The following is a 22550-nucleotide window of genomic DNA, read 5'->3' as shown; positions in this document are numbered from 1 at the left end:
CGGGGCATTTTGATTATTAGTTGCAGTGGTTTCGCCCTGTCGGCGACTCTACTTTTTCTTGGTCAGAAGAAAAAGTAAGCAAAAAGACTGACACCGAGTCGCTTTCTAATCCAAACGATGGCTATACCTTTAAATTCAGTTTCTTAACGCACCAGTTCATACCGCGCGTCCATGCGCGGGATGAACTTACAGCAAACGTCCTGTTTGCTGTTGCTGAAAGTTATCCATCGTTTGGGAAAGCTCAACGGTGGGGGTGACGTATCCACATTGATTTTCGTTTTATGAACTTATTGGTATTGTTGTTTCAGTGAATGGCGTCCAACATTTTTTAGGGATATAGGATTCATCCTACCTTGCTTTACTCATAACCAATTACTTTTAAGGCTCGTCTGCGCTCGTTGGATCATGTTGATTGCTAGTTGCAGTGGTTTCGCCCTGTCGGTGACTCTACTTTTTCTTGGTCAGAAGAAAAAGTAAGCAAAAAGACTGACACCGAATCGCTTTCTAATCCAATCGATGGCTATACCTTTAAATTCAGTTTCTTAACGCACCAGTTCATACGACACGTCCGTGTGTCGGATGAACTTACAGCAAACGTCCTGTTTGCTGTTGCTGAAAGTTATCCATCGTTTGGGAAAGCTCAACGGTGGGGGTGTCGTATTGAGTATTGTTATTTATTAACTTGTTGATATTATTTATTTTAATGAGTGGCTGCTCAACAATTTTCTTTATATTGAGCCTCGTTTTATTATTAGCTTAAAGGCAGAAATCAAGATCTGGCTCCAGATGTGTACCTCTTTTTAATGTAATATAATAGAAGTTCGATTTTTTGTTTTATATGAGTTGTGACAGTGAAAATATCTCTCTTAAATATATATATATTTACTCTACTTTTTAGTGTTTTTAATTGTGTCCAGGCAGCTAGTACCGAACCAGAAATTTCGCTTTCATTAAGTAATAAAAACACTATTATAAAAGCTCCAAATGATCAACGTAATTACCGTTATCTTGAGCTAGATAATGGTTTAAAGGTTGTGTTAGTTTCTGATAGTACGGCGAGCCAATCAGCCGTATCGATGAATGTTCATGTCGGGCATATGGATGATCCTAAAGATCGTGAAGGATTGTCACATTTTCTTGAGCATATGCTTTTTTTAGGTACCGTTAAATATCCTAAAGCAGGAGAGTATAGAGAGTTTCTTACGTCTAATGGTGGAAGAGGGAATGCGAGGACCTCTCAACAAGAGACGCTTTATTATTTTCAAATAAATCAAAATGCGTTTGAGGAAGCTATTGATAGGTTTGCACAATTTTTCATCACCCCTAATTTTGACTCACATTACGTTGAACGTGAAAAAAATGCGGTTGATTCGGAATACCGTCTAAAAATTAAAGATGAAGACCGTCGTATAAGAGAAGTACTTAAAGATACAAGTAATCCAGCACACCCCTTTAGCCAATTTTCGGTCGGTAATTTAGACACGTTAGTCGATAGAGATGGAGATTTATTGATTGATGCAGTAAAAGCACATTATGCTCATAACTATTCAGCAAATCGCATGTCACTAGCGATTGTTGGCCATGAAGATCTAGATACATTAGAGCATTGGGCGCGCGAAAAGTTTTCTGAAATTCCTAATAGCGGCTCAAAAGTCACCAAGAACACAGTCAATCCTTACTTAGCAGAGCAATTAGCCGTTAAAATTAAAATTCAACCACTAAGCTCAAAGAAGCAATTGATTTTATCTTTTCCTGTCCCTAAATCTACACCTTATTTTTCTGAAAAACCATTGGCTATTCTTGTATATTTGTTAGGCGATGAAAGCCGTGGCAGCTTGTATAGTCTGTTAAAGAAAAAAGGATTAATTACTGCGTTAAATACAAGTTACAGTGGACCTGATGATTTTGATCTTTTCAACTTAAAGTTTAACTTAACATTTAAAGGGACAAAGCAATATAAAAAAATTATTGAAGCTGTTTTTTCTTACCTGAAATTATTAACCAACGAACAATATAACCAGCAATATTTTAACGAAAAGTCACTTATTGCGAAAACAAAATTTAACTTTAAAGAAAACTCCTCTTCACAAGCAACTGCGATTTTTTTATCTAGTAAACTACAGACAGTATTACCAGCGAATGTTTGGAGTTCGACTTACTTATATGGTAACTATTCTCATCAATTACATATGGATTATTTGTCATATTTTACACCACAAAATATGCGCTTAATTTTACTGGGGAAAGGCTTATCAACTAACCTTGTACAACCTGAATACAATACTTCTTATGCTATAGCTAAGCTATCCGCTAAAGAGCTGCAACGTTATCAAACTCCTCCAGTGATCAAATCCTTAACATACCCCCACGTCAACACTTTTATAGCAACAGATTTCACTTTAAAAAAAGTTGAACAAGTGAACAAAAATCCTGTTGTTATCTTTGAAGAGCCTGGTTTTAAATTCTGGTTTAAACAAGAGACAGAACTTCGGGTTCCTAAATCGACATTAACTGTAAAAATTTATTCTCCATATGCCGGTAAAGATGCATTGTCATGGGCAAAAAACAGACTTTATATTGCTTTATTAAAAAGTAGTTTAAATGAAATGGTTTATCCTGCAAAAAAAGCAGGACTCGATTACAAAATTGATTACTCGCACGAGGGAGTTACTCTTTCAGTCAGTGGTTATAACGAAAAAACGCCTGAGCTATTGTCATTGATCAATCAGGCGTTACGGAACTTAAGTATTGATAAAGATGAATTTACGAGGTACAAAAAAAATATAAAATACAGTGAGAAGAAGTCTAAAAGAAAGTATCCCTATATACAAGCAGAAGCCATTTTAAAGCAAATACAAGTTGTAGGATTATATTCTAATAAAGAGATTTCAGAGGCTGTGGAAAATGTCACTATTGAAGAGTTAACGCAGTATATAAAAAGTTTCCATCAACATATTGAAGTTGAAATATTAGCCCTCGGAAATATATCAAAATCAGAGTCAATAAAGCTAGCTGATAAGTTATATACATTCTATATGTCTGATGTGAGCGTTAAAAAACGCTCACCTATCATAGTTAACCTTAATAATACACAACATGCGCTGATTAGAGAACTTGAGATAGACCACAATGATTCAGTATTGGTTGCTTCTTATATCAGCCAAGATAATTCATTAGCAAATCGAGCTAAATATGAGTTATTAGGTAATATGATCAGCACACCTTTTTATAATTCTATCCGTACAGAACAACAGCTAGGTTATAAAGTTGGAGCGAAAAATATTCGAATAGGGGGATTCCCTGGCATGTATTTTTATGTTCAGTCAGCTGTTGTTGGTCCTGTAGAGTTAACACGGCGAATAGATGAATTTATCAATAACTATCAATTTATCTTGAAGAATATGAGTCATAAGCAGTTTGGGGAATATCAACAAGGTTTAATTAAACAATTACAGGTTAACAATTATAATTTAATTACACACACTAATTATTATTTATCAGAGATCAAAAATAAAGAATTTAATTTTGATAGCAAAGCCAAACTTGCTGCTGAACTTAAAAAGCTCACAAAGGCTGATATGCTTGAATTTTATAACTCATTTATAACAACGGTTCACCCAATTGTTGTACGTAGTTTTGGTAAAGCGCATCAATCAAGTGATGATTATAAAAAATCCCAGTTAGATAAAAGTATTTGCCATGTAGATCAGTGTTTTAAAGGCGAATTAAAAGCATTTCTTAAATATTAAAGTACAATAATTATAAATTCAGGATTTGATTCTTCACTCATTTACCTTACAGCTTTAGGTTTTTATTGACTATTAGCACTGAGTAATTTAATGAGGAAATTACCTATTTAGCTTTATTTTTTGGCTTAAAAATTAAAGCTGAAAAGTGATTCGGAGCGTCTTTTTTTGTTTTTGTAGGTACTGTTTCTTTGACTATGAAAAGAAAATTAGTCGCCGACAAGGGGAAACCACTGCTTACAACATCCAAATGAACGGACGAGCGCAGACGAGCTAATACCAATAACCCCTCAAAGACAAAAACCAACAACAACTAGCCAAACTTCCTCCTTTTCATTACTGTATACAAACCAATTCAACAAAAACAACACATTCAAAAGGCCATCATTGCCAATGAACCAAACAAACAAATGCCTGTGGGCTTTAAAAACCAAATTGGAAGAAGCCTACCATGATGCCGAATGGGGCGTTCCTGTTTATGATGACAGCAAGTTATTTGAAGCATTGTCTTTAGAACTGTGTCAGTCGGGACTTAGCTGGCATACCATCTTAAATAAACGCGAAGGGTATCGCGCGGCGTTTCATCAGTTTGATTTGAAAAGTGTGGCGGCATTTGATGAGGCTAAAATTGAAGAATTAGTGTTAGATGCGGGTATTGTTCGACACCGAGCAAAAATCTCAGCGATTATTAATAACGCACAATGTATTTTGAATGTGCAACAAGAGTACGGCAGTTTTTCTGATTACATCTGGCAGTTTACTGACAACAAAACCCTTGTTGGCCATTGGCAATCAAGTGAAGAAGTACCTGCTTCCACTGAGTTATCGATTCTGATCAGTAAAGCGTTGAAGAAGAAAGGCTTTAAGTTCTTAGGGCCAACCACTGTCTATGCGTTTATGCAATCTGTCGGTTTGGTCAATGACCATACAACGGATTGTTTTCGCTTTGATGCGTATTAGCAATACTAATAAAATAAAGCGTTTACTAGGGTGATGTTAACGCTGATCCATTTTACAATATCAAGACAATACTTTTTGTAAATGTTCAAATAAAGCTTCCCAAATGGTAGTGGAAGCGCGGCTTCTGTAGTTTCTTCCTAAGCAAACAAGATTGATTGGTAAGGTGTCTGGGTGTTGCCAATCCGTTAAAATAGGTACTAAAGTGCCATTTTCAATATCGTCTTTAATTAAGATCGCATCAATCATGATCACGCCTAATCCCATGCGTGCCATTTCAACTAACGCGTGTCCATTATCCGTTGCTATATTGTTTTGCGCTCGGACTTTGATGATATCGCCATTGGTTTGTTTGAATGACCAATGATCCAGAGTAATGCTTTGATTCTTAAAAATAACGCATTGGTGTTCGGTTAAATCATCTGGAGTGGCTGGTGTGCCATGTTTTTCTAAATAGCCTGGACTGGCGAACCAACCTAAACGTTTATCGCAGATTTTTCTCGCCATTAAAGAGGAATCAGGTAAATGACCAATGCGAATGGCAATATCAATTTCTTGCGCTAATAAATCGACAGGATCGTCGTTAAAATAAAGCTCTAGTGAAATGGCTGGATATTCTTCACGTAATGAATGCATTAAAGGCAGTAGGTATTTTTCTCCAATGATCACGGTGCAACTTATTTTAACCGTACCTGATAGTGTGGATTCATGTTTTTCGATAACACGTTGAGAGGACTCTACGACTTTACTTAATGATGCTGACGCAGCTAATAAATCTCGCCCTGCATCGGTTAAACTCAGTTTGCGCGTACTTCTTTGAATAAGCCGTTGACCCACTTGTTCTTCAAGTTGTTGTATTTTTTTACTGACAGAAGAACGAGGTAAATTGTATTTTGTTGCTACTGCTTGAAAGCTACCTAAACGCGCTACGTTATAAAATAAATATAGATGAGAAAGGTGATTATGTAGTTTGTTCATCGCGTCCTCTTATTATTGATTGTTTCTAAAATAGAAACTTATAGTTAACCAATTGGTAGCTAATAAGGAACTATAAAAGAGGTTAAGCTTTATGGCTATATAAAAGTACATATAAGTCATCATAAAATAGTGGGAACAATAATATGCAAATAAAAACGATTTTAATTACAGGCGCAACGTCTGGTATTGGTTTAGCGTTAGCAAAACATAATGTCGCATTAGGTAATAACGTAATCATCACAGGTAGAAATCAAGAGAAGTTAGATGCAGTTGTTGCAGATCTAGGCGTTAAAGCGTACTTAGCTGATAGCGCTAACCTTGATCAATTAGCCTCACTTGGAAAGTCGTTAGAAGAGGAAGGCGTTAAGTTAGATGGTGTGGTATTAAATGCAGGTATTTTTCATCCAAGTCCTTTTATGAATGCTACACCAGCGCATTTTGATGAAATGATTGCAGTGAATACCAAAGGGCCGTTTTTTACTTTGCAAGCTCTACAACCTTGTTTGGCAAATCCTTCAAGCGTGGTGTTTGTTTCTTCTATTGTGGTACAAAAAGGTTTCCCTGGTTCTGCTGTTTATTCTGCAAGTAAAGCGGCTTTTGAAGCTGTTATTCATGTCTTAAACGTAGAGTTGGCTGATTTGGGAGTTCGTGTTAATTCAATTAGACCGGGTATCACGGCAACTGAAATTCATTCAAAAGCAGGCATGAGCACAGAGCAGCAAACTGCCGTGTTTGAAAGTTTGAAAGCAACACCATTAGGTCGTGAATTAAGAGCAGAAGATCATCTTGGTTCAATTCAATATCTTCTTGATGATGCGTCAACACCTTTACGTAATGTAACCATTGAAGTGGATGGCGGTTACTTAGTTTAAATGGAAATACCTACTTTCTAAATATTTAAGGAGGCTATTTTTTACTGAAAATATAGCCTCCTTTTTATTACCTTCATTTATGTTCTGTTAATTTCACTTTTAATGGCTGTGAAAAATTAGATACAAATATATTCATCATTCAAATTTTCTACTAAAACCTCATCGAGCTTTCACCTTATCAATTCGTAAATATTTTATTTCTAGACATCTAGACCGTTAGACTTCTTATTGTTTTTGATAACCCGTATAATCCCAGAAACTATTATCATTAACGAGGTAACTATGAAATTATCTACTAAAACCGTTGTTGTTATTGCGATTGGCGCTGCGCTTTATGGCATCGGTGGCTTACCCATGTTTGGCGTACCTGTATTTGCTAACACAACCTTAAAACCTGCGATGGCGATCCTTGCGCTATTTTCTGTATTATTTGGCCCATTCGTTGGGTTCTTAGTGGGCTTTATTGGTCACTGGGTGACTGATTTATTTGCTGGTTGGGGTGTTTGGTTTACTTGGGTATTAGGCTCTGGGATTGTTGGTTTAGTGATTGGTTTATTCCCTCGACTGACTAATCGTCGTATTCAATCTGGTATTTTTGCAATGAAAGACTTTGCTTTATTTATTGTACTTGCATTGGTCGGTAATGTGATTGGTTATGGCGTTTCTGCTTTCTTAGATACTGTTTTATATGCCGAACCCTTTGCGAAAGTGTTTACACAATTAACCATTATTGCTTCGGGTAACACTGTATTAATCGCGGTTGTTGGTTACTTTATCTTGAAATCTGCTGCAAAGCGTAATCAACAAAGTAGTAACCTAAGCGAGGAATAATCAATAATGCAGATTGAGTTTTCGAATTTTTCTTTTCAATATAAATCGTTGGATAAACCCACGCTTAACAATATTAATTTGAAAATAGAAAAAGGCGAAAAAATTGTTATTATCGGCGCAAGTGGTAGTGGCAAATCTACGGTAGGTCGTTGTCTTAACGGCCTTATTCCTCATGCGATAAAAGGGCAGTGCTCTGGCCAATTGCATATTGCGGGGAAAGATAGTAGTCAATTCGAGATGCATCATTATACCGAGCTCGTCGGGACAGTTTTACAGGATACGGACAGTCAGTTTGTTGGTTTAACCGTCGGTGAAGATATTGCTTTTGCCTTGGAAAACCAATGTACGCCAACGGCTGAAATGTATCCTGTGGTTAAATCGACTGCGCAGATGGTGGAGTTGGAATCATTGCTCGACCGCTCACCACAAGAGTTGTCTGGCGGACAAAAGCAGCGTGTGTCGTTAGCTGGGATCCTAGTGGATGATGTTGATATTTTACTTTTTGACGAGCCGCTTGCGGCACTGGATCCAAAAACAAGTAAAAAGACCATTGAGATCATCGACCAATTACATCGAGACGCAAACAAAACCATTATTATGATTGAGCATCGTTTGGAAGATGTATTACATCGTGATGTTGACCGTATTATTTTGATGGCTGATGGGGCTATCGTTGCCGATATGACACCCGATAAATTACTCGCTTCTTCACTACTTGAAACGCACGGTATACGCGAACCACTTTATTTATCAGCATTAAAATCAGCGGGTTGTGTTATCGATGCGCAAGATAAACCATCAAATCTAAACACAATGCCCTTAGAAAAATACAAAGGTAAAGTATTAGATTGGTTTAATGCTTCCTACATAGCGGTTCAAGCAGAAAAACAAACGCCTTTATTAACCTTGTCTGGATTAACTTATTCCTACAATGGCGAAGTGAATGCGGTTGATGATGTTAGTTTTACAGTAAATAAAGGCGAGTTTGTTTCTATTTTAGGGAAAAATGGCTCCGGTAAATCAACCTTAACCAAACTCATTATGGGCGTGGTTGAGCCTGACTTGGGGAGTATATTCCTTAACGACCAAGATCTTGCTGAACTGAGTATTTTTGAGCGTAGCCAACGTGTTGGTGTGGTAATGCAAAATCCTAATCATATGATTTCTCATCATATGATCTTTGATGAAGTGGCTTTTGGTCTGCGTAATCGCGGATTGGATGAAACGCTTATTAACGAGAAAGTTCTCGATGTATTAACGCTTTGTGGGTTAAAAAAATACCGTAACTGGCCCATTGATGCATTAAGTTATGGTCAAAAAAAACGCGTCACTATTGCTTCTATTCTAGTGTTAGAGCCAGAATTATTAATATTGGATGAACCAACAGCCGGGCAGGATCACCGCAGTTATACTGCCATGTTAAGTTTCATCAAAACCTTAAATGCAAGCTTAGGGATCACTGTCGTGATCATCTCTCATGATTTACATTTGGTTTTAGAATATACAACGCGTTCGATTGTATTAGCCGATAGCCAACTGATTGCCGATGCGCCAATGACGCAAGTGTTTAGCCAACCTGATTTGTTAGCTAAAGCTAACCTCGTAACAACCAGCTTATATGAGCTAGCGGTCAATTTAGAGCTCGCTGATAGCAGTGCTTTTATGCAACACTTTATTGAAGCGGAACAAACGAGGCATAATGCATGAAAGCTGAAAAAATAGCCTTTGGGATAAGTTATATTGATACAGGCTCAGCGTTGCATCAATTAAATGGGATCACCAAGTTTGTTTTGTTTATGGCGTGGGTCACTGTTGTACTGACCACCTTTGATTTGCGCTTGATTGGCGGATTGGTTTGTGTCGGCTTGTTATTGCTTAAAATGACGCGAGTGCCTGTAAAGGCTTATCGTACTTTATTGATTGCCACTGCCAGTGTGTTGTCATTAAATGCGTTGTTTATGTTTTTATTAGCGCCGCAACAGGGTACGGCCTATATCGGCTCTGAAACTATCTTGCTACCGTTAGGCTTTTATTCCATCACGCAAGAAACCTTGTTCTATTTGGTGACCATCACGTTAAAGTATTTCAGTATGTTTCCTATCGCGTTAGTGTTTGTGTTTACCACGCATCCTACTGAATTTTCAGCGAGTTTAAATCGATTGGGCGTGCCTTATAAAATTGCTTATGCAGTGAGTTTAACCTTGCGTTATTTACCTGAAATTAAGAAAGATTACGTGAATATTATGCATGCGCAACAAGCGCGTGGGATTGAGCTGTCTAAGAAGGCTTCTTTTTTTGCACGTTTGAAAAGTCTAGCCAGTATTTTAGGACCGTTGATTTTTAGTAGTTTGGATAAAACAGAAGAGATTTCAAATGCCATGACATTACGTGGTTTTGGACGTCATCAATATCGCACTTGGTATAGTTTAAAACCGTTAGCCGTAAGAGATTGGTTGTGTTTATTGGGGATTTTGGTGTGTGTTTCATTAGCTATTTTTAAACGCGTGTTTGAAACGCAGTTATTTTGGTATCCTTTTTAATTCATTTTATTTGATTATTGAAGTCATTCATTCATGATGTGTAGCCTACTATCTAACCGCGTAATAATAATTTATAAGGTTGCCAAACTTTTCTTTATAGTGATAGTCTAACCTTAAATCTAAATAACAACTATTATCGAGTAGTCTAATGGCAAAATCCCAAGCTAAACCTCAACCTAAAAAAGCGACCGTGATTAAAACAGAAAAAACATCTGCCAATATGCAGCGTGTGACACTCCATGCCGATGAGTTTGCTGATTTCCCAGAGCACTGTGAAGGTAGTTATATAAAGCTGCTTTTTAATGCGCAGGGAAGTACGGATCCAAGCGCGCTTGCAGAAGGCGAGCGACCTGTTATGCGTACTTATACCATTGCTGAGTTTTCTCGAAGTGAATGTACCATTGATGTAGACTTTGTTCGCCATGAAACGTCCGACTCTGGCTGTGGGTTTGCTGCGCGTTGGGCGATGAATGCGGTGGTTGGCGATAGTATTTATGTTGGCGGCCCTGGGCTTATTCTCGATATCAATAGCGATGCCGATTGGTTCTTTGCGGTGGCAGATATGACGGCGTTACCTGCGCTATCTGCAAAAATTCGCAATTTACCTAAAGACGCCAAAGGGTATGCGGTGATCAAAGTGATTGAACCTGATGATATTCGATCAATTGATGCGCCTGAAAATATTCAAGTTTTGTGGTTGTTAGGGGGAGAGTCGCTTATTGAAAAAGTACAAGTGTTACCTTGGTTACCGGGCAAAGTGTCGGTTTGGGTTGCTTGTGAATTTGACGATATGCGTGCATTACGTGGTTATTTCCGTAATGAAAAAGAAGTTGAGAAAGACAATATCTATATCAGCAGTTATTGGAAATCAGGTGTCACTGAAGATGGACATAAAGTGATGAAAAGAGAAGATGCTGAGGCAAACTAATCTTATCAATCACTTTATTATGCAGTAATAACGGCTAGATGTGATTACTGCTATTTTCTATCGATACAGCCTAAGTTTCTATCGGGCGCTCGATGACAGAGACTCAAAACTCAAACTCATTTCACGGCAACTATATTTTGAAAAAGTCCAACTCACTTTTTTGATGTTCGGCTAACTTCGAAAGTTCTACTGAAGCTTGTAGAGTATCATTAATGCCGGATACATTTTGGTGAACTAAGTCATGTGCCTTTGTTGTTATTTCTGCAATTTCTTCAGTTACATGAAACTGTTCTTGAGATGATGTCGCAACTAATGAATTTATTTCCGATATAGATTCTACCGCTCGATTAATATTCTCAAAAGATGCTTTAACATTATCGGCTAACTGAACTGAATCTTTTATAAGCTCTACATTTTGTTGCATATTATTCTGAGCTTTTTCAGACTGAGTCTGAAGTTTTTCTATAATTTTTTGTATGCTTACTGTCGAATCTTGAGTTTTTGATGCCAAGCTACGAACCTCATCGGCTACAACAGCAAAGCCTCTACCGTGCTCACCCGCCCTTGCTGCTTCTATTGCTGCATTTAATGCTAATAAATTGGTTTGCTCTGAAATAGAATTAATGACTTCAGTAACACTGCCAATTTCAATTGCAAATTGTCTTAGCTCATTAACAATATTTGCACTTTCATTCACTGATAGACTAATCGTATTAGTTAATTCGATATTTTCTTCTAACTTCAAGTTACCATCGGTTACACTGGCTTTTGCCCCTTTTGCTTCTTCTTCTGCCATCATCGCTTTACCGCTGACTTCTTGAGATGTTGAAGATAATTCGGTAATGGCTGTTGCAATTTGATCCATTTGAGCCAGTTCTTCTTGAGCATTTGATTTAGTATTGCTCATCACTGTATTAAGCTCAGAGGATGCTGAAGAGACACTTTCTGAGATGCTATGAGTATTTTTTATTAGGTCTGTCAGCTGGGTTGATAGTTTTACCAGAGATTTATAAATTCCGGTTTCTTTTCGTGATGATACGATAGAATGGGTAAAATCTCCTTCAGCCATTGTTTCCATTATTGCAGCTATTTCTTTAGGTGCTCCCCCAACAGGTTTAATCACTAATTTATTGATAAGCAAAAATATACCTCCACAGGATATAAGCAAAGCAATTAAACCGATAAGTAGGGATATAAATAGTTGAGTATTAGCATTGTGCTCAATTTCACTATCATGAACAAAGCTAACGAATGCCCAGCCATTAATATCAAATTCTCCCCAAAATGCAGTAAAGTCAGTGTCGATACCATTCAGCTCACTAGTATAAGATAATTCAGGGTTATCACTATTAAACTCTTTATATAACGGGCGTTTTTCAAAAATATCTTCTCCTATTAACTCAGGGTAAGGAGCTTGTATTATCATTCCTTTACTTGTGTAGATAAATAGATCTTTCCGTGTTTTAGCTGAACCAAGTATTGAATCTAAAAATACACTAGAAAGTATCGCTGTAGTTGGATTTATTTTAACAATAACACCAACTACTTGTTTTCCTGTGGTCTTTGAAATATAGGGTTCCGAAAAATAAGATGATTTTCCCTCTACAAAGATAGCAACGTAATAGGCTCTATTTAGCTCCTTAACATTAAAATTAAGCTTCTTACCATCTTGATAAATTTCACCATTACTTCTAATAACATACACACCAGTGCTAATTGAGCTCTGCATTTTTGAAGCCGATTCTAGTCGAAAAACTGCACTGTTCGACAATGAATCCTCTAAAAAGTCTGATTCATTAATAGTGATTGAAGATAAAAGTGATTTGTAGTGGCTAAACTTTTGTGATAATTCTGACTTCACACTAGCATTACGCTCTTGTAATATTTTCTTAGTTAAACTAATGCTTTCATTTTGAAATGAATAGTAGCTGGTTATAGTTAAGCCTAAAACTGTTACAACGATAAACATTGCAATTGCACCAATGACTTGAATTTTAAAAGTTCTCATATATTGCTCACTAAAGTATTAAAATATACCGCGCTATATAATGTGATTTATACAAGTCTCTTTTAAGCTTATTGGGCTAAAGAGCGCTATTTTAGATATTGTAGAACGGTGATAATTACAATGTTTTTATCAAAATAGTCTGATGCAAAAAAATTAGATAGCGAACCACTAATTTGACACTATCAAATGGCTAATGATAAAACCTTGTTTAATATCAAGTTAAACTTTGTCTAATAATTGATTTCAGTAAAGCTGAATAGGATCTTTGGTTTAGCTTCGGATCGGTATAGTACACGTCCGAAATGGTACGTTTAAAATGAATTCAGTTTTGCATATCCTGTTCAGTTTCTTTGTATGTTGTAAATGGAAGTTTTGCTGATATGGGGGCTTTACTTGCAGATTCGTTAACTGTCTAGTGAGAATAGGATGCTTGTGAGTTCGAACAATGTGTGCATTACGTGGTTATTTCCGTAATGAAAAAGAAGTTGAGAAAGACAATGTCTATATCAGCAGTTATTGGAAATCAGGTGTCACTGAAGATGGGCATAAAGTGATGAAAAGAGAAGATGCTGAGGCAAACTAATCCTATCAATCACTTTATTATGCAGTAATAACGGCTAGATGTGATTACTGCTACTTTCTATCGATACAGCCTAAGTTTCTATCGGGCGCGACAATATCTCTCACCAATTTTTTAAGTTCGGCTATTTCGGGAAATCCGCCCATTTCTTTACGCGACCAGATAAGCTGGTCGTTTACCGTGATTTCAAAAATGCCGCCTGTTCCCGGTAGTAATGAGAGTTCATCAACTTCTTCTTCAAAGGTGTTTAAGATCTCTTGCGCCATCCAACTTGAACGCAGTAACCAACGGCATTTCTTGCAATATTTAATCTCTACTTTATTCATATGATGGTTTTCATCCTAATAAAAAGGGTTGCTTTAGTATGGCGATTTTGACTGCAATAACTACCCAACCTAAGGCGAAAAAAGTGCTGAGTAACTGCGTTGCTAAAGTCGACGCGCGATAAAGGGCAATGTAAGCCAAAATGATATAGGCGATAAGACAGAATACTTTTTCAGTTAACCAGTTATCAAATAATGGTGATTGATGAATGATAAAGCAAAGCATAATGGCTGAGATTAATAGGAAGGTATCAACAATCCTTGCTAACATTTTAGCCCATTTTTGTTGATGGATTGGTTTATTGATAAACATTAAAGGCAGCACGAATGATAAAAAATAACACACTAAAAGTGACTAGCGTGATGTGCAGGTGTTTAATGGGGAGGTAAAAATTTTCCATGAAATCTATCCGAAATAAGAGGGTAATGTACTTTACGCGTTTTATTTAAGAATGTTAATTTCATTTAACGTTATCGTTTTTTACTTAATCAAACAATAAGCTTGCTGAAAAGCTTTAAAAGCCTCATATTCTATTCATTAACTTATCGAATCTAGGTCATCTTTAATGAAAAAAATTGCAATTTTTGCTGACGTTCAAAATATTTATTACACCACGCGTCAGGCTTATGGAAAACAGTTTAACTACCGTAAGTTATGGCAAAAGATAGCAGCGCAAGGTGAGATTGTTTGCGCTTATGCTTACGCGATTGATCGCGGTGATAACCAACAACAGAAGTTTCAAGAGATGCTTAAACACGTTGGGTTTGATGTAAAGCTAAAACCTTTTATTCAACGTAGCGATGGCACCGCAAAGGGCGATTGGGACGTGGGCATTACCATTGACGTGATGGAAGTAGCGGCATCTGTTGATACTGTAATTTTATTAACCGGTGATGGTGATTTTGCGATTTTATTGGATAAAGTAAAAGATGTTTATCAAGTGACAACAGAAGCTTATGGAGTGCCTAAATTAACAGCAAAAGCTTTGATTGATAGTTGTACTGTGTTTAATGCTATCGATGGTGAGTTATTGTTAGGATAATTGATTTATTTGTTTTGAAGAAAAGAACAGCAGCCAGTACGGTTGCTGTTCTCTAAGCTAAAGTTTAGCTGTAACGGTAAGGGCGACCTGCTTTTTCCATATCCGCATTGTATTGCTTAAAGATCTCAACAATTTTGGCTTTTGTTGGCGATTCTTTTGCGATTTCATCCCAGAAATCACGAGCATCCGATTCAACTTGTGCCCATTCTTCATCAGGAATCGTTGTTAATTTCATATCTGGACCGTTAACGCGTAATTGCGCTTCACCACCCCAGTACCACCATTGACGGTAGTAGTGTGATGTTTCCATACATAAGGCTAATAACTCTTTCAAATGCTCTGGTAGTTCGTTGTAACGATCCATATTGGCAAAGAAGTGACCAATCCAAGCGCCAGAAATATTATTCGTTAAGAAGTAATCTGTTACTTTTGACCAACCCACAGTGTAATCTTCGGTAATACCAGACCAAGCGATTCCATCTAATTCACCTGTTTGTAGAGCCACTTCCACGTCTTCCCATGGAATAGACACTGGCACGACGCCATATTTAGCCATGAAACGACCCGCAGTTGGGAAGGTAAATACTCTTAAGCCTTTCAAGTCAGCTAAGCTGTTAATAGGCTTTTTAGTTGCAAAATGACATGGATCCCATGCACCAGCAGAAATATGTTTAATACCGAATTTTGCGTATTCTTCTTTCCAGATCTTATCTAAACCGTATTGGTTGAATAAAACCGGTACATCTAATGAGTAACGGCTACCAAAAGGAAAGTAACCACCAAATGTTGTTACTTCAGTTGGTGAAGCCATTGAGTCATCATCAGACTGAACCGCATCAATGATGCCTTTTTGTAGTGCGCGGAATAGCTCGCCCGTTGGGACTAATTGATCTGCAAAATAAAGTTCTATTTGCATTTCTTCACCGGCAATACGGTTAAAGGCTTCGATAGCAGGTTTTACAACATGCTCTGCAAGTGCTGGACCTGCGTAAGTTTGCATACGCCATTTTATCTTAGGTGAAGCAGCAAAGGTTTTTGCTGGTGCCAACACGGTACCAGCAGTCAGTGCGGCTGCCGTTGTTAAAAATTTACGTCTTGAGTTCATAAAATTTCTCCTGTTGATTAATTGATCACGGACACCTGCCCGCTTGAAGTAAATAGTGCTCTAAATTGAAATATTAATTGTTCTACTATCCGTAAACGTAATTTGGCAGCCACAAAGCAAGTTGTGGAAAGGCCATGATAAGAATAAGTGCGAACACCATAATGCCGACAAAAGGGCCGATAGAGCCGTAAATATCACGCAGTGAAATTTCAGGTGGAGCCATTGCTCGCATTAAAAATAAGTTGTAACCAAATGGCGGTGTCATATAAGCAATTTGACAGGTAATTGTGTATAGAACGCCGTACCAAATTAAGTCAAAGCCAAGGGCATGCACTAGCGGAACAAACAGTGGTGCAACAATCACTAACATCGCCGTATCATCAAGGAAAGTCCCCATGATCAGAAAAGAAAGCTGCATTAAAATAAGTATGGTCCATGGGCTTAACCCAAGCTGCTCAGTGAATAAGTCAGCGATCGCTTTCACTGCGCCCAGTCCATCAAATATGGCACCAAAACCTAATGCGGCGAGAATGATCCACATAAACATACAAGAGATCGCTAATGTATTACGTACGGAGTTTTCAAATACGACTTTGGTCATGCGCTTTTTAAAAACAGCAGCGACAAAGGCTGCAATTGCGCCAATTGCAGAGCTTTCTACCAAACTTGTCCAACCATTGACAAAAGGCACCATCATGACGGCAAAAATACCAAGCGGTAGTAGCCCAGCCTTAAGTAAGCTTAATTTTTCAGCGCGAGGAATGTCTCTTTCTTCTTTGCTTAACGCAGGTCCCCAAGAAGGGTTAATGCGACAACAAATAACAATATAAATAATAAATAACGTTGCCATTATTAGACCGGGGATAATACCCGCGAGCCAAAGTTGACCCACTGGTTGGCGTGCAATCATTGCATACAGAACCAGTACGACAGAAGGTGGTACTAAAATACCCAATGAAGAACCTGCTTGAATAACGCCTGTTACCATTTTTTTGTTGTAGCCACGTTTTAGCAATTCAGGTAAGGCAATGGTAGCGCCGATAGCCATACCTGCAACAGAAAGCCCGTTCATTGCTGATACCAGTACCATCAGACCTATCGTACCGATAGCAAGCCCGCCTGGCATCGGTCCCATCCAAACATGGAACATTTTATATAAGTCATCGGCAATCTTAGATTCAGATAACACATAACCCATAAAAATAAACATAGGTAACGTTAACATTGGATACCAGTTCATTACCTTCATTGCTGCGGTAAAAGGGATCTCTGCTCCGCCTGTACCCCACAACATAATTGCGGCGATTGATGCGACTGCGCCTATTGCTGCAAATACACGTTGGCCAGTTGCCATTAATAATGCCATTGAGGCAAACATCGCGATTGCGATCAGTTCATAACTCATTTAATTTCTACTCCGCGAATAATCGCAACATCTTTAAAAAACTGTGAAATGGATTGTAAGATCATCATAGTGAAGCCCACGCACATTACGGCTTTGATTGGCCATATCAATGGACGCCAAGCGGTGTTAGTGCGTTGTCCATATTGCAATGAATAAAGCATGCTTTCTAAACCACCGTATAGCAGCACACACAAGAAAAAGATCAGGAAAAAGACGGTAAATAAATCCATCCAAGCGCGTTTTTTTATCGACCATTCCCCATAAAAAAGGTCCATGCGAACATTCGCCTTTAGTTGGATTGCGTAAGCACCACCGAGGATGTAATAAGCGGCCATTACAAACTGTGCAGATTCCAATGTCCAAAGAGATGGAAAGAAAAAAGTCTTAGAAATAGAAGACCATAAAAGTATGCCAACCATTACGAAGATGCCATACATAGCCATGCGGCCAATAAGGTAATTAAATTTATCGACATATTTAATATAAGAAAGAATAAAACCAGGCATCTAGTGTCCTTATGCGAATTGGTTCAGTTTTTGCTGACTTAGAATCAGCAGCTATTTAATAAGTAGTAGCGATATTCATACCTAACCAGTATCAAAAATCGGCAAAGATAAAAAAAGCCTATTTAACAATAAGATAGAAAATGTAAGCACTATATTGGTTCATATGAAAAAACAAGGAAATAAAGATGGATGAACTGACATTAAAAAGTAACGCACTAATGATGAGCACGATTCACTCTAATGATGCAAATCATCAGGCAGCGAATTTAATAAATTGGCAGCAGGAATTCGATCAGCTTAGTCAAGGGCACTTTGTTGGCGTTATTAATGAACTTCATTTTCCGCATATTCACACATTTCGAGAAGAGACTAGTCACAGCTTACGACAGCAGTGTCGAGTAGAAAACGGTGGGTTTTGGCTAGGGTTTAGTGCCAATAATAAAAGCTGTCGTATTAATAATGAGCAAACCACTGCGAATCAATTTTTATGCAGACCAGGCAATCAAGACTTCGAGTTATTAACGCCCGATGATTTTTCTATTTATGGATTAGTGCTGCATCGTAGTTTTTTTACCGAGCTGACAGAGCAAACAAAAGAAGAGCTTTATGATAATGCGAGTGATGGTTTATGGCTAGATAACGTGTCGCCAGAGGAACTCAATAAGTTCAGACAATATCTTTCTTTATTATTACAGCCAAAAGGCAATAATTGGAGTAGTAAAACTCACGAGTCTATTATTCAAGATGCGGTTTTAGAACTATTGAGTAAAGCACAGCAAACTAGCGCTGCGCATGTTACCTCGCCGCAACGTAAACGTATTATGGCGCGAGTTCAAGAGTACTTGACTGAATCACGCATGAAATCACCTATAACCATGAGTGAAATTTGCTCTGCGGTACATGTTAGTCGCCGTACGCTGCAATATACTTTTGCTCAATGCTACGGAATTTCACCTAAACAGTATATTCAAGTTATTCGGCTTAATCAGGCAAGACGCATGTTACAAAGTAATGAGGAGTTTCAAACAATTTCCGAGGTGGCATTTAACTATGGTTTTTTCCATTTAGGTCAGTTTTGCCAAAGTTATAAACGCCTATTCGGCGAAACACCAAGGCAAACATTGCAACAACAAAGTCGCTTAAATGGTTAGTGTTTAAGTGAGATCTAATTGATTGTTATGGTTGTTGTTCTTTTTTTGGGGGAGTGAACATGACTGATTTGATTGTCAGCTCTGAGTAAAGCGAGAGACAAAAGCCATCGCTGACTTTTGTCTGTGGTTCAAAGGTTACTTATCTTCTTTCAACCAAGTGGCAACTTGTTTTGCAAAGTAAGTCAAAATGCCATCTGCACCTGCTCGTTTAAAACATAATAACGATTCTAAAACACATTCTCTTTCTTTTAACCAACCGTTATCAATGGCTGCTTTATGCATCGCATATTCGCCACTCACTTGATAAGCGAAAGTGGGTACTTGTAGCTCGCTTTTAACACGACGAACAATGTCTAAATAAGGCATACCCGGTTTTACCATCACCATATCTGCACCTTCTTGAATATCTAAGGCCACTTCATGAATTGCTTCATCACTGTTTGCTGGATCCATTTGGTAAGTGGATTTATTGGCTCCTTTTAGGTTACTTGCGCTACCCACTGCATCGCGGAAAGGGCCGTAGTAGTTTGAAGCATATTTTGCGCTGTAAGCCATAATTTGCGTGTTGATATAACCTGCGTTTTCTAAAGCTTCACGAATTGCGCCAATGCGTCCATCCATCATATCTGATGGTGCAACAATATCTGCTCCTGCTTGTGCATGCGAAAGCGCTTGTTTAACTAATATTTCGGTGGTGATGTCATTGAGTACATACCCTTCGTCATCGATAATGCCATCTTGTCCATGAGTGGTAAATGGGTCTAAAGCTACATCAGTAATTACACCTAGTTCAGGGCAGGTTTCTTTGATTACTCTTACCGCGCGTTGTGCTAACCCATTTTCGTTATAAGCTTCTTCTGCCATTTCTGTTTTAATGTCACTAGGTGTCACTGGAAATAGGGCAACGGCTGGAATACCTAACGCTTCAAGCTCTTTCACTTCAATGGCTAACAAATCTAATGATAGACGCTCAATTCCTGGCATTGACGCGATCTTCTCTCGACGATTTTCACCTTCAATGACAAACATTGGGTAAATTAAATCATTCACAGTTAAATTGTTTTCTTGAACCAAACGGCGAGAGAAATCATGTTTACGTACACGACGTAAGCGACGAGCGGGAAAGGCTTGAGAAACTGTCATAATATTTTCCTTTATCATTTACTAGTTTGGATCACGTGCTTGCCATCCTAAAAGGGAAGCGGTAAAGCAGACTAGTGCTGTGATTAAGTTAGGTTAAAAAAGGTGTTGGTTGTTTTTTCTGTTGCGAACAGGAAGGCTTGCAGTTCTTGCTCACGAGCATCTGCAATCGTTTGTGCGATATAAGGCAGATACTTAGGTTCATTGCGACTAGACTTCGGCTTAGGGCGCATTGAACGGGGTAATAAATACGGGCTATCGGTTTCAATCATTAAACGACCATCTGGGATCATTTTGACTAGCTCAAGTAGATGTGAACCTCTACGTTCATCGCATATCCAACCTGTTATACCAATATGTAAATCTAATGCTAAACAGCGTTCTAATGCAGCTTGATCACCGGTAAAGCAATGTACAACGGCATTTGGCAGTTGTTTGATGTAAGGCGTTAATAATTCGATAAAACGTTCATTAGCATCACGTTCATGCATAAACACGGGCAATTGACATTCTACGGCTAATTCAAGTTGCTGAATAAAAGCATGTTCTTGCTCGGTAGGCGTTGAGAAATTGCGATTAAAGTCTAGGCCACATTCACCGATGGCTTTTACTTGAGCTTGTGAAGCGAGTTGCTTTAATGCCTTGTAAGTGTCGGTTGTAAACGAGCTTGCATCGTGAGGATGCACGCCGGCAGTAGAAACAATAAACTCTGGGTGAGCATTAGCTAATAACAGAGCTTGCTCACTTTCTTTCAAGCTGGTGCCTGTGACGATAAGTTTGCTTAAACCTGCTTGTTTTGCGTTATCAATGACTGAGATTAAGTCTTTATCGAAACGCTTGTTGGTTAAGTTAACACCAATATCGATCATGTTTATTCTGACTCTTGGTGAATCGTATTTTCTACTTCTTCTTTCACATAAAAGCGTGCAAATAATAAACCCAGTTCAAAGAGGATCAGCATAGGAACGGCAAGTAGTGTTTGTGAAATAACATCTGGTGGTGTTAATAACATCCCAAAAATGAAAGCTGCGACAACGATATAAGGACGTTTTGCTCTGAGTTGCGTTGGTGTGGTTGCACCTGTCCAGCATAATAACAATGTCGCCACTGGAATTTCAAAGGCTAAGCCAAAGGCAAAAAATAGTTTTAAAACAAAATCTAAATAGCTACTGATATCGGTTGCAATGGTAACGCCTTCAGGAGCTGTCGTGGTGAAGAAAGCAAAGGCTAACGGGAAAACAACATAATAAGCGAAGGCCATGCCTGCATAAAAAAGTAATGCGCTACTCACCACTAAAGGTGCGATTAAACGTCGTTCATGTTTGTATAAGCCGGGCGCAATAAAAGCCCATAATTGGTATAGGATCACCGGAATAGCAATAAAAATAGCTAATACTATGGCTAATTTAATCGGCGTAAAAAAGGGCGTCGCAACACCTGTTGCAATCATACTGGAGCCGATAGGTAATTGGCTAGTCAGTGGGATAGCGATGTAATGATAAATGTCGTTAGCAAAATAAACTAAGGGTAAAAATACCAAGAAGACAACAACAACCACTTTTAATAGCCTGTCTCTTAGCTCTAAAAGGTGAGTGATTAATGGCAGGCTATGTTGCTCTTGATCTGGCGTTTGCTCACTCATTAATTATTTGTCCTGTGGCGTGGTTGGTGCTGAAGATGATTGTAAATTATTTGCTTCAGTTTTAGTGCTTTGATCTTGCTCAGTAGTGCTTACTTCGCTTTGAATTGGTTCTTTATGATGAGGCTGGATCGCTTCATCTCCATCATATTCGTAAGGGCGAGTTAAGTCTTTTACTGTGTTCTTCATTTCATCAATGGAAGCCTTTAAGTTAGGATCCATTGTATCAAGGCCTTGCTTTGTTGCCTTGATCATATTTTCATTCATCTCATGTAATTCAAGCTCTTGCGATATTTCATTTTTAACTGAATTGGCCATGTTTTTTGCAGTATTAACCCACTTCATAACGCTTTTAATAGCGATAGGTAGGCGTTGAGGGCCTAATACGACTAATCCAATAATGGAGATCAGCATGATCTCCCAAAAACCAATATCAAACATTAATTAATGCCTTTATTTAATAATCTAAATCGAAGAGCTTTCATTGATGACTGCAATTTAATGCTTAGTCTTTTTGTTGGCTTTTTTCTGCATCAGCCACTTGTTGCTCTGCATTTAAACTTGCGCTTGGTTTCTTTTCTAATTCGCTCGTTGGCTCTTCATCTTTTATCGCTTTTTTGAAGCCTTTGATTGCGCCACCAAGATCACTGCCTACGCCGCGTAATTTTTTAGTACCAAATAAAACAATCACAATGACTGCAATGATAACTAACTGCCAAATTCCGATGCCGCCCATAATATATTCCTCGTAGTTTAAATAATGTTATTAAAAAAATTAAGTTAATGTTTTATACACCG

Annotated in this window: 23 protein-coding genes; 11 read left to right on the top strand and 12 right to left on the bottom strand. The window is 38.1% G+C overall.

All coding sequences use genetic code 11. The features are described from left to right. Positions 1 to 419: 419 nt before the first annotated feature. The 3 genes from E2R67_RS04460 to E2R67_RS04450 all read left to right on the top strand — a co-directional run bounded on the left by E2R67_RS04460 (position 420) and on the right by E2R67_RS04450 (position 4706). Positions 420 to 689 carry a hypothetical protein gene (locus E2R67_RS04460; protein ID WP_134289730.1) on the top strand — a complete coding sequence of 90 codons (270 nt, stop codon included), beginning with the start codon at positions 420 to 422 and terminating at the stop codon, positions 687 to 689. Positions 690 to 851: 162 nt separating this feature from the next. Then, the gene (locus E2R67_RS04455) at positions 852 to 3749 is read left to right on the top strand and encodes an insulinase family protein (RefSeq protein WP_166739309.1); all 2898 of its coding nucleotides are present in this window, start codon (positions 852 to 854) and stop codon (positions 3747 to 3749) included. A 390-nt stretch (positions 3750 to 4139) separates the two neighbouring features. Next, entirely contained in the window at positions 4140 to 4706 is a 567-nt protein-coding gene (locus E2R67_RS04450; RefSeq protein ID WP_134289728.1) for a DNA-3-methyladenine glycosylase I, read from the top strand. 60 nt (positions 4707 to 4766) lie between these two features. Here the strand turns inward: E2R67_RS04450 and E2R67_RS04445 are convergent, their stop codons facing one another. Then, positions 4767 to 5681, bottom strand: coding sequence for a LysR family transcriptional regulator (locus tag E2R67_RS04445; RefSeq protein WP_134289727.1), 915 nt, complete (start codon positions 5679 to 5681; stop codon positions 4767 to 4769). A 143-nt stretch (positions 5682 to 5824) separates the two neighbouring features. Between E2R67_RS04445 and E2R67_RS04440 the strand changes: the two genes are divergently transcribed. The 5 genes from E2R67_RS04440 (at position 5825) to E2R67_RS04420 (ending at position 10852) form a co-directional block, all read left to right on the top strand. Beyond that, the gene (locus E2R67_RS04440; RefSeq protein WP_134289726.1) at positions 5825 to 6553 is read left to right on the top strand and encodes an SDR family oxidoreductase; all 729 of its coding nucleotides are present in this window, start codon (positions 5825 to 5827) and stop codon (positions 6551 to 6553) included. A 282-nt stretch (positions 6554 to 6835) separates the two neighbouring features. After that, positions 6836 to 7384, top strand: a complete 549-nt coding sequence (locus tag E2R67_RS04435) for an ECF-type riboflavin transporter substrate-binding protein (RefSeq protein WP_134289725.1) — start codon at positions 6836 to 6838, stop codon at positions 7382 to 7384. Between the two features lie 6 nt (positions 7385 to 7390). Continuing rightward, positions 7391 to 9091 carry an ABC transporter ATP-binding protein gene (locus E2R67_RS04430; RefSeq protein ID WP_134289724.1) on the top strand — a complete coding sequence of 567 codons (1701 nt, stop codon included), beginning with the start codon at positions 7391 to 7393 and terminating at the stop codon, positions 9089 to 9091. Next, a complete protein-coding gene (locus E2R67_RS04425; protein WP_134289723.1) occupies positions 9088 to 9924 on the top strand; it encodes an energy-coupling factor transporter transmembrane component T family protein in 837 nt (278 codons plus the stop codon). Before E2R67_RS04430 ends, E2R67_RS04425 begins: the two co-directional genes overlap by 4 nt. Positions 9925 to 10072: 148 nt before the next feature. After that, positions 10073 to 10852 (top strand): siderophore-interacting protein, encoded by a 780-nt coding sequence (locus E2R67_RS04420; protein ID WP_134289722.1) that lies wholly within the window; start codon positions 10073 to 10075, stop codon positions 10850 to 10852. Positions 10853 to 10982: 130 nt separating this feature from the next. Here E2R67_RS04420 and E2R67_RS04415 read toward each other — a convergent pair whose 3' ends face one another. Further along, positions 10983 to 12860 (bottom strand): methyl-accepting chemotaxis protein, encoded by a 1878-nt coding sequence (locus tag E2R67_RS04415; RefSeq protein ID WP_134289721.1) that lies wholly within the window; start codon positions 12858 to 12860, stop codon positions 10983 to 10985. 445 nt (positions 12861 to 13305) lie between these two features. Here E2R67_RS04415 and E2R67_RS04410 point away from each other — a divergent pair, with 445 nt between their 5' ends. After that, entirely contained in the window at positions 13306 to 13443 is a 138-nt protein-coding gene (locus E2R67_RS04410; RefSeq protein ID WP_243836952.1) for a siderophore-interacting protein, read from the top strand. A 50-nt stretch (positions 13444 to 13493) separates the two neighbouring features. Here E2R67_RS04410 and E2R67_RS04405 read toward each other — a convergent pair whose 3' ends face one another. Together E2R67_RS04405 and E2R67_RS04400 are read right to left on the bottom strand one after the other, a co-directional pair. Next, entirely contained in the window at positions 13494 to 13766 is a 273-nt protein-coding gene (locus E2R67_RS04405; protein WP_134289720.1) for an Rdx family protein, read from the bottom strand. A 10-nt stretch (positions 13767 to 13776) separates the two neighbouring features. Beyond that, positions 13777 to 14088, bottom strand: coding sequence for a SirB2 family protein (locus E2R67_RS04400; RefSeq protein ID WP_445177029.1), 312 nt, complete (start codon positions 14086 to 14088; stop codon positions 13777 to 13779). 241 nt (positions 14089 to 14329) lie between these two features. Between E2R67_RS04400 and E2R67_RS04395 the strand changes: the two genes are divergently transcribed. Next, entirely contained in the window at positions 14330 to 14806 is a 477-nt protein-coding gene (locus E2R67_RS04395; protein WP_134289718.1) for an NYN domain-containing protein, read from the top strand. Positions 14807 to 14870: 64 nt separating this feature from the next. Here E2R67_RS04395 and E2R67_RS04390 read toward each other — a convergent pair whose 3' ends face one another. The 3 genes from E2R67_RS04390 to E2R67_RS04380 all read right to left on the bottom strand — a co-directional run bounded on the left by E2R67_RS04390 (position 14871) and on the right by E2R67_RS04380 (position 17822). After that, positions 14871 to 15911 carry a TRAP transporter substrate-binding protein gene (locus tag E2R67_RS04390; RefSeq protein ID WP_134289717.1) on the bottom strand — a complete coding sequence of 347 codons (1041 nt, stop codon included), beginning with the start codon at positions 15909 to 15911 and terminating at the stop codon, positions 14871 to 14873. Positions 15912 to 15996: 85 nt separating this feature from the next. Next, on the bottom strand, positions 15997 to 17316 hold the full coding sequence (locus tag E2R67_RS04385; protein ID WP_134289716.1) for a TRAP transporter large permease: 1320 nt from the start codon (positions 17314 to 17316) through the stop codon (positions 15997 to 15999). After that, the gene (locus E2R67_RS04380) at positions 17313 to 17822 is read right to left on the bottom strand and encodes a TRAP transporter small permease subunit (RefSeq protein ID WP_134289715.1); all 510 of its coding nucleotides are present in this window, start codon (positions 17820 to 17822) and stop codon (positions 17313 to 17315) included. Before E2R67_RS04380 ends, E2R67_RS04385 begins: the two co-directional genes overlap by 4 nt. Positions 17823 to 18007: 185 nt before the next feature. On the opposite strand from E2R67_RS04380, the gene E2R67_RS04375 reads away from it, so the two are divergent. Next, entirely contained in the window at positions 18008 to 18973 is a 966-nt protein-coding gene (locus tag E2R67_RS04375) for a helix-turn-helix domain-containing protein (RefSeq protein ID WP_208379459.1), read from the top strand. A gap of 135 nt (positions 18974 to 19108) precedes the next feature. Here the strand turns inward: E2R67_RS04375 and hemB are convergent, their stop codons facing one another. The 5 genes from hemB to tatA form a co-directional block, all read right to left on the bottom strand. Next, positions 19109 to 20116, bottom strand: a complete 1008-nt coding sequence (gene hemB / locus E2R67_RS04370) for a porphobilinogen synthase (RefSeq protein ID WP_134289714.1) — start codon at positions 20114 to 20116, stop codon at positions 19109 to 19111. A gap of 83 nt (positions 20117 to 20199) precedes the next feature. After that, positions 20200 to 20982, bottom strand: coding sequence for a TatD family hydrolase (locus tag E2R67_RS04365; protein WP_134289713.1), 783 nt, complete (start codon positions 20980 to 20982; stop codon positions 20200 to 20202). A gap of 2 nt (positions 20983 to 20984) precedes the next feature. Next, positions 20985 to 21755, bottom strand: coding sequence for a twin-arginine translocase subunit TatC (gene tatC / locus E2R67_RS04360; protein WP_134289712.1), 771 nt, complete (start codon positions 21753 to 21755; stop codon positions 20985 to 20987). 3 nt (positions 21756 to 21758) lie between these two features. After that, positions 21759 to 22193, bottom strand: coding sequence for a Sec-independent protein translocase protein TatB (tatB, locus tag E2R67_RS04355; protein ID WP_134289711.1), 435 nt, complete (start codon positions 22191 to 22193; stop codon positions 21759 to 21761). A gap of 64 nt (positions 22194 to 22257) precedes the next feature. Next, positions 22258 to 22488 carry a twin-arginine translocase TatA/TatE family subunit gene (tatA, locus tag E2R67_RS04350; protein ID WP_134289710.1) on the bottom strand — a complete coding sequence of 77 codons (231 nt, stop codon included), beginning with the start codon at positions 22486 to 22488 and terminating at the stop codon, positions 22258 to 22260. Between the last annotated feature and the right edge of the window lie 62 nt (positions 22489 to 22550).

The organism is Psychromonas algicola, from assembly GCF_004378355.1.
Classification (GTDB): domain Bacteria; phylum Pseudomonadota; class Gammaproteobacteria; order Enterobacterales; family Psychromonadaceae; genus Psychromonas.
Note: the sequence above shows the minus strand (reverse complement) of the source record. Positions and strands in the feature narration are given on the sequence as shown.

Coding starts and splice junctions, on each gene's coding strand:
- E2R67_RS04385 (WP_134289716.1), bottom strand. CDS start 17,316: ATGAGTTATGAACTGATCGCAATCGCGATGTTTGCCTCAATGGCATTA.
- E2R67_RS04420 (WP_134289722.1), top strand. CDS start 10,073: ATGGCAAAATCCCAAGCTAAACCTCAACCTAAAAAAGCGACCGTGATT.
- tatA (WP_134289710.1), bottom strand. CDS start 22,488: ATGGGCGGCATCGGAATTTGGCAGTTAGTTATCATTGCAGTCATTGTG.
- E2R67_RS04405 (WP_134289720.1), bottom strand. CDS start 13,766: ATGAATAAAGTAGAGATTAAATATTGCAAGAAATGCCGTTGGTTACTG.
- hemB (WP_134289714.1), bottom strand. CDS start 20,116: ATGACAGTTTCTCAAGCCTTTCCCGCTCGTCGCTTACGTCGTGTACGT.
- tatB (WP_134289711.1), bottom strand. CDS start 22,193: ATGTTTGATATTGGTTTTTGGGAGATCATGCTGATCTCCATTATTGGA.
- E2R67_RS04445 (WP_134289727.1), bottom strand. CDS start 5,681: ATGAACAAACTACATAATCACCTTTCTCATCTATATTTATTTTATAAC.
- E2R67_RS04375 (WP_208379459.1), top strand. CDS start 18,008: ATGGATGAACTGACATTAAAAAGTAACGCACTAATGATGAGCACGATT.
- E2R67_RS04440 (WP_134289726.1), top strand. CDS start 5,825: ATGCAAATAAAAACGATTTTAATTACAGGCGCAACGTCTGGTATTGGT.
- E2R67_RS04395 (WP_134289718.1), top strand. CDS start 14,330: ATGAAAAAAATTGCAATTTTTGCTGACGTTCAAAATATTTATTACACC.
- E2R67_RS04410 (WP_243836952.1), top strand. CDS start 13,306: ATGTGTGCATTACGTGGTTATTTCCGTAATGAAAAAGAAGTTGAGAAA.
- E2R67_RS04415 (WP_134289721.1), bottom strand. CDS start 12,860: ATGAGAACTTTTAAAATTCAAGTCATTGGTGCAATTGCAATGTTTATC.
- E2R67_RS04380 (WP_134289715.1), bottom strand. CDS start 17,822: ATGCCTGGTTTTATTCTTTCTTATATTAAATATGTCGATAAATTTAAT.
- E2R67_RS04450 (WP_134289728.1), top strand. CDS start 4,140: ATGAACCAAACAAACAAATGCCTGTGGGCTTTAAAAACCAAATTGGAA.
- E2R67_RS04390 (WP_134289717.1), bottom strand. CDS start 15,911: ATGAACTCAAGACGTAAATTTTTAACAACGGCAGCCGCACTGACTGCT.
- E2R67_RS04430 (WP_134289724.1), top strand. CDS start 7,391: ATGCAGATTGAGTTTTCGAATTTTTCTTTTCAATATAAATCGTTGGAT.
- tatC (WP_134289712.1), bottom strand. CDS start 21,755: ATGAGTGAGCAAACGCCAGATCAAGAGCAACATAGCCTGCCATTAATC.
- E2R67_RS04435 (WP_134289725.1), top strand. CDS start 6,836: ATGAAATTATCTACTAAAACCGTTGTTGTTATTGCGATTGGCGCTGCG.
- E2R67_RS04425 (WP_134289723.1), top strand. CDS start 9,088: ATGAAAGCTGAAAAAATAGCCTTTGGGATAAGTTATATTGATACAGGC.
- E2R67_RS04365 (WP_134289713.1), bottom strand. CDS start 20,982: ATGATCGATATTGGTGTTAACTTAACCAACAAGCGTTTCGATAAAGAC.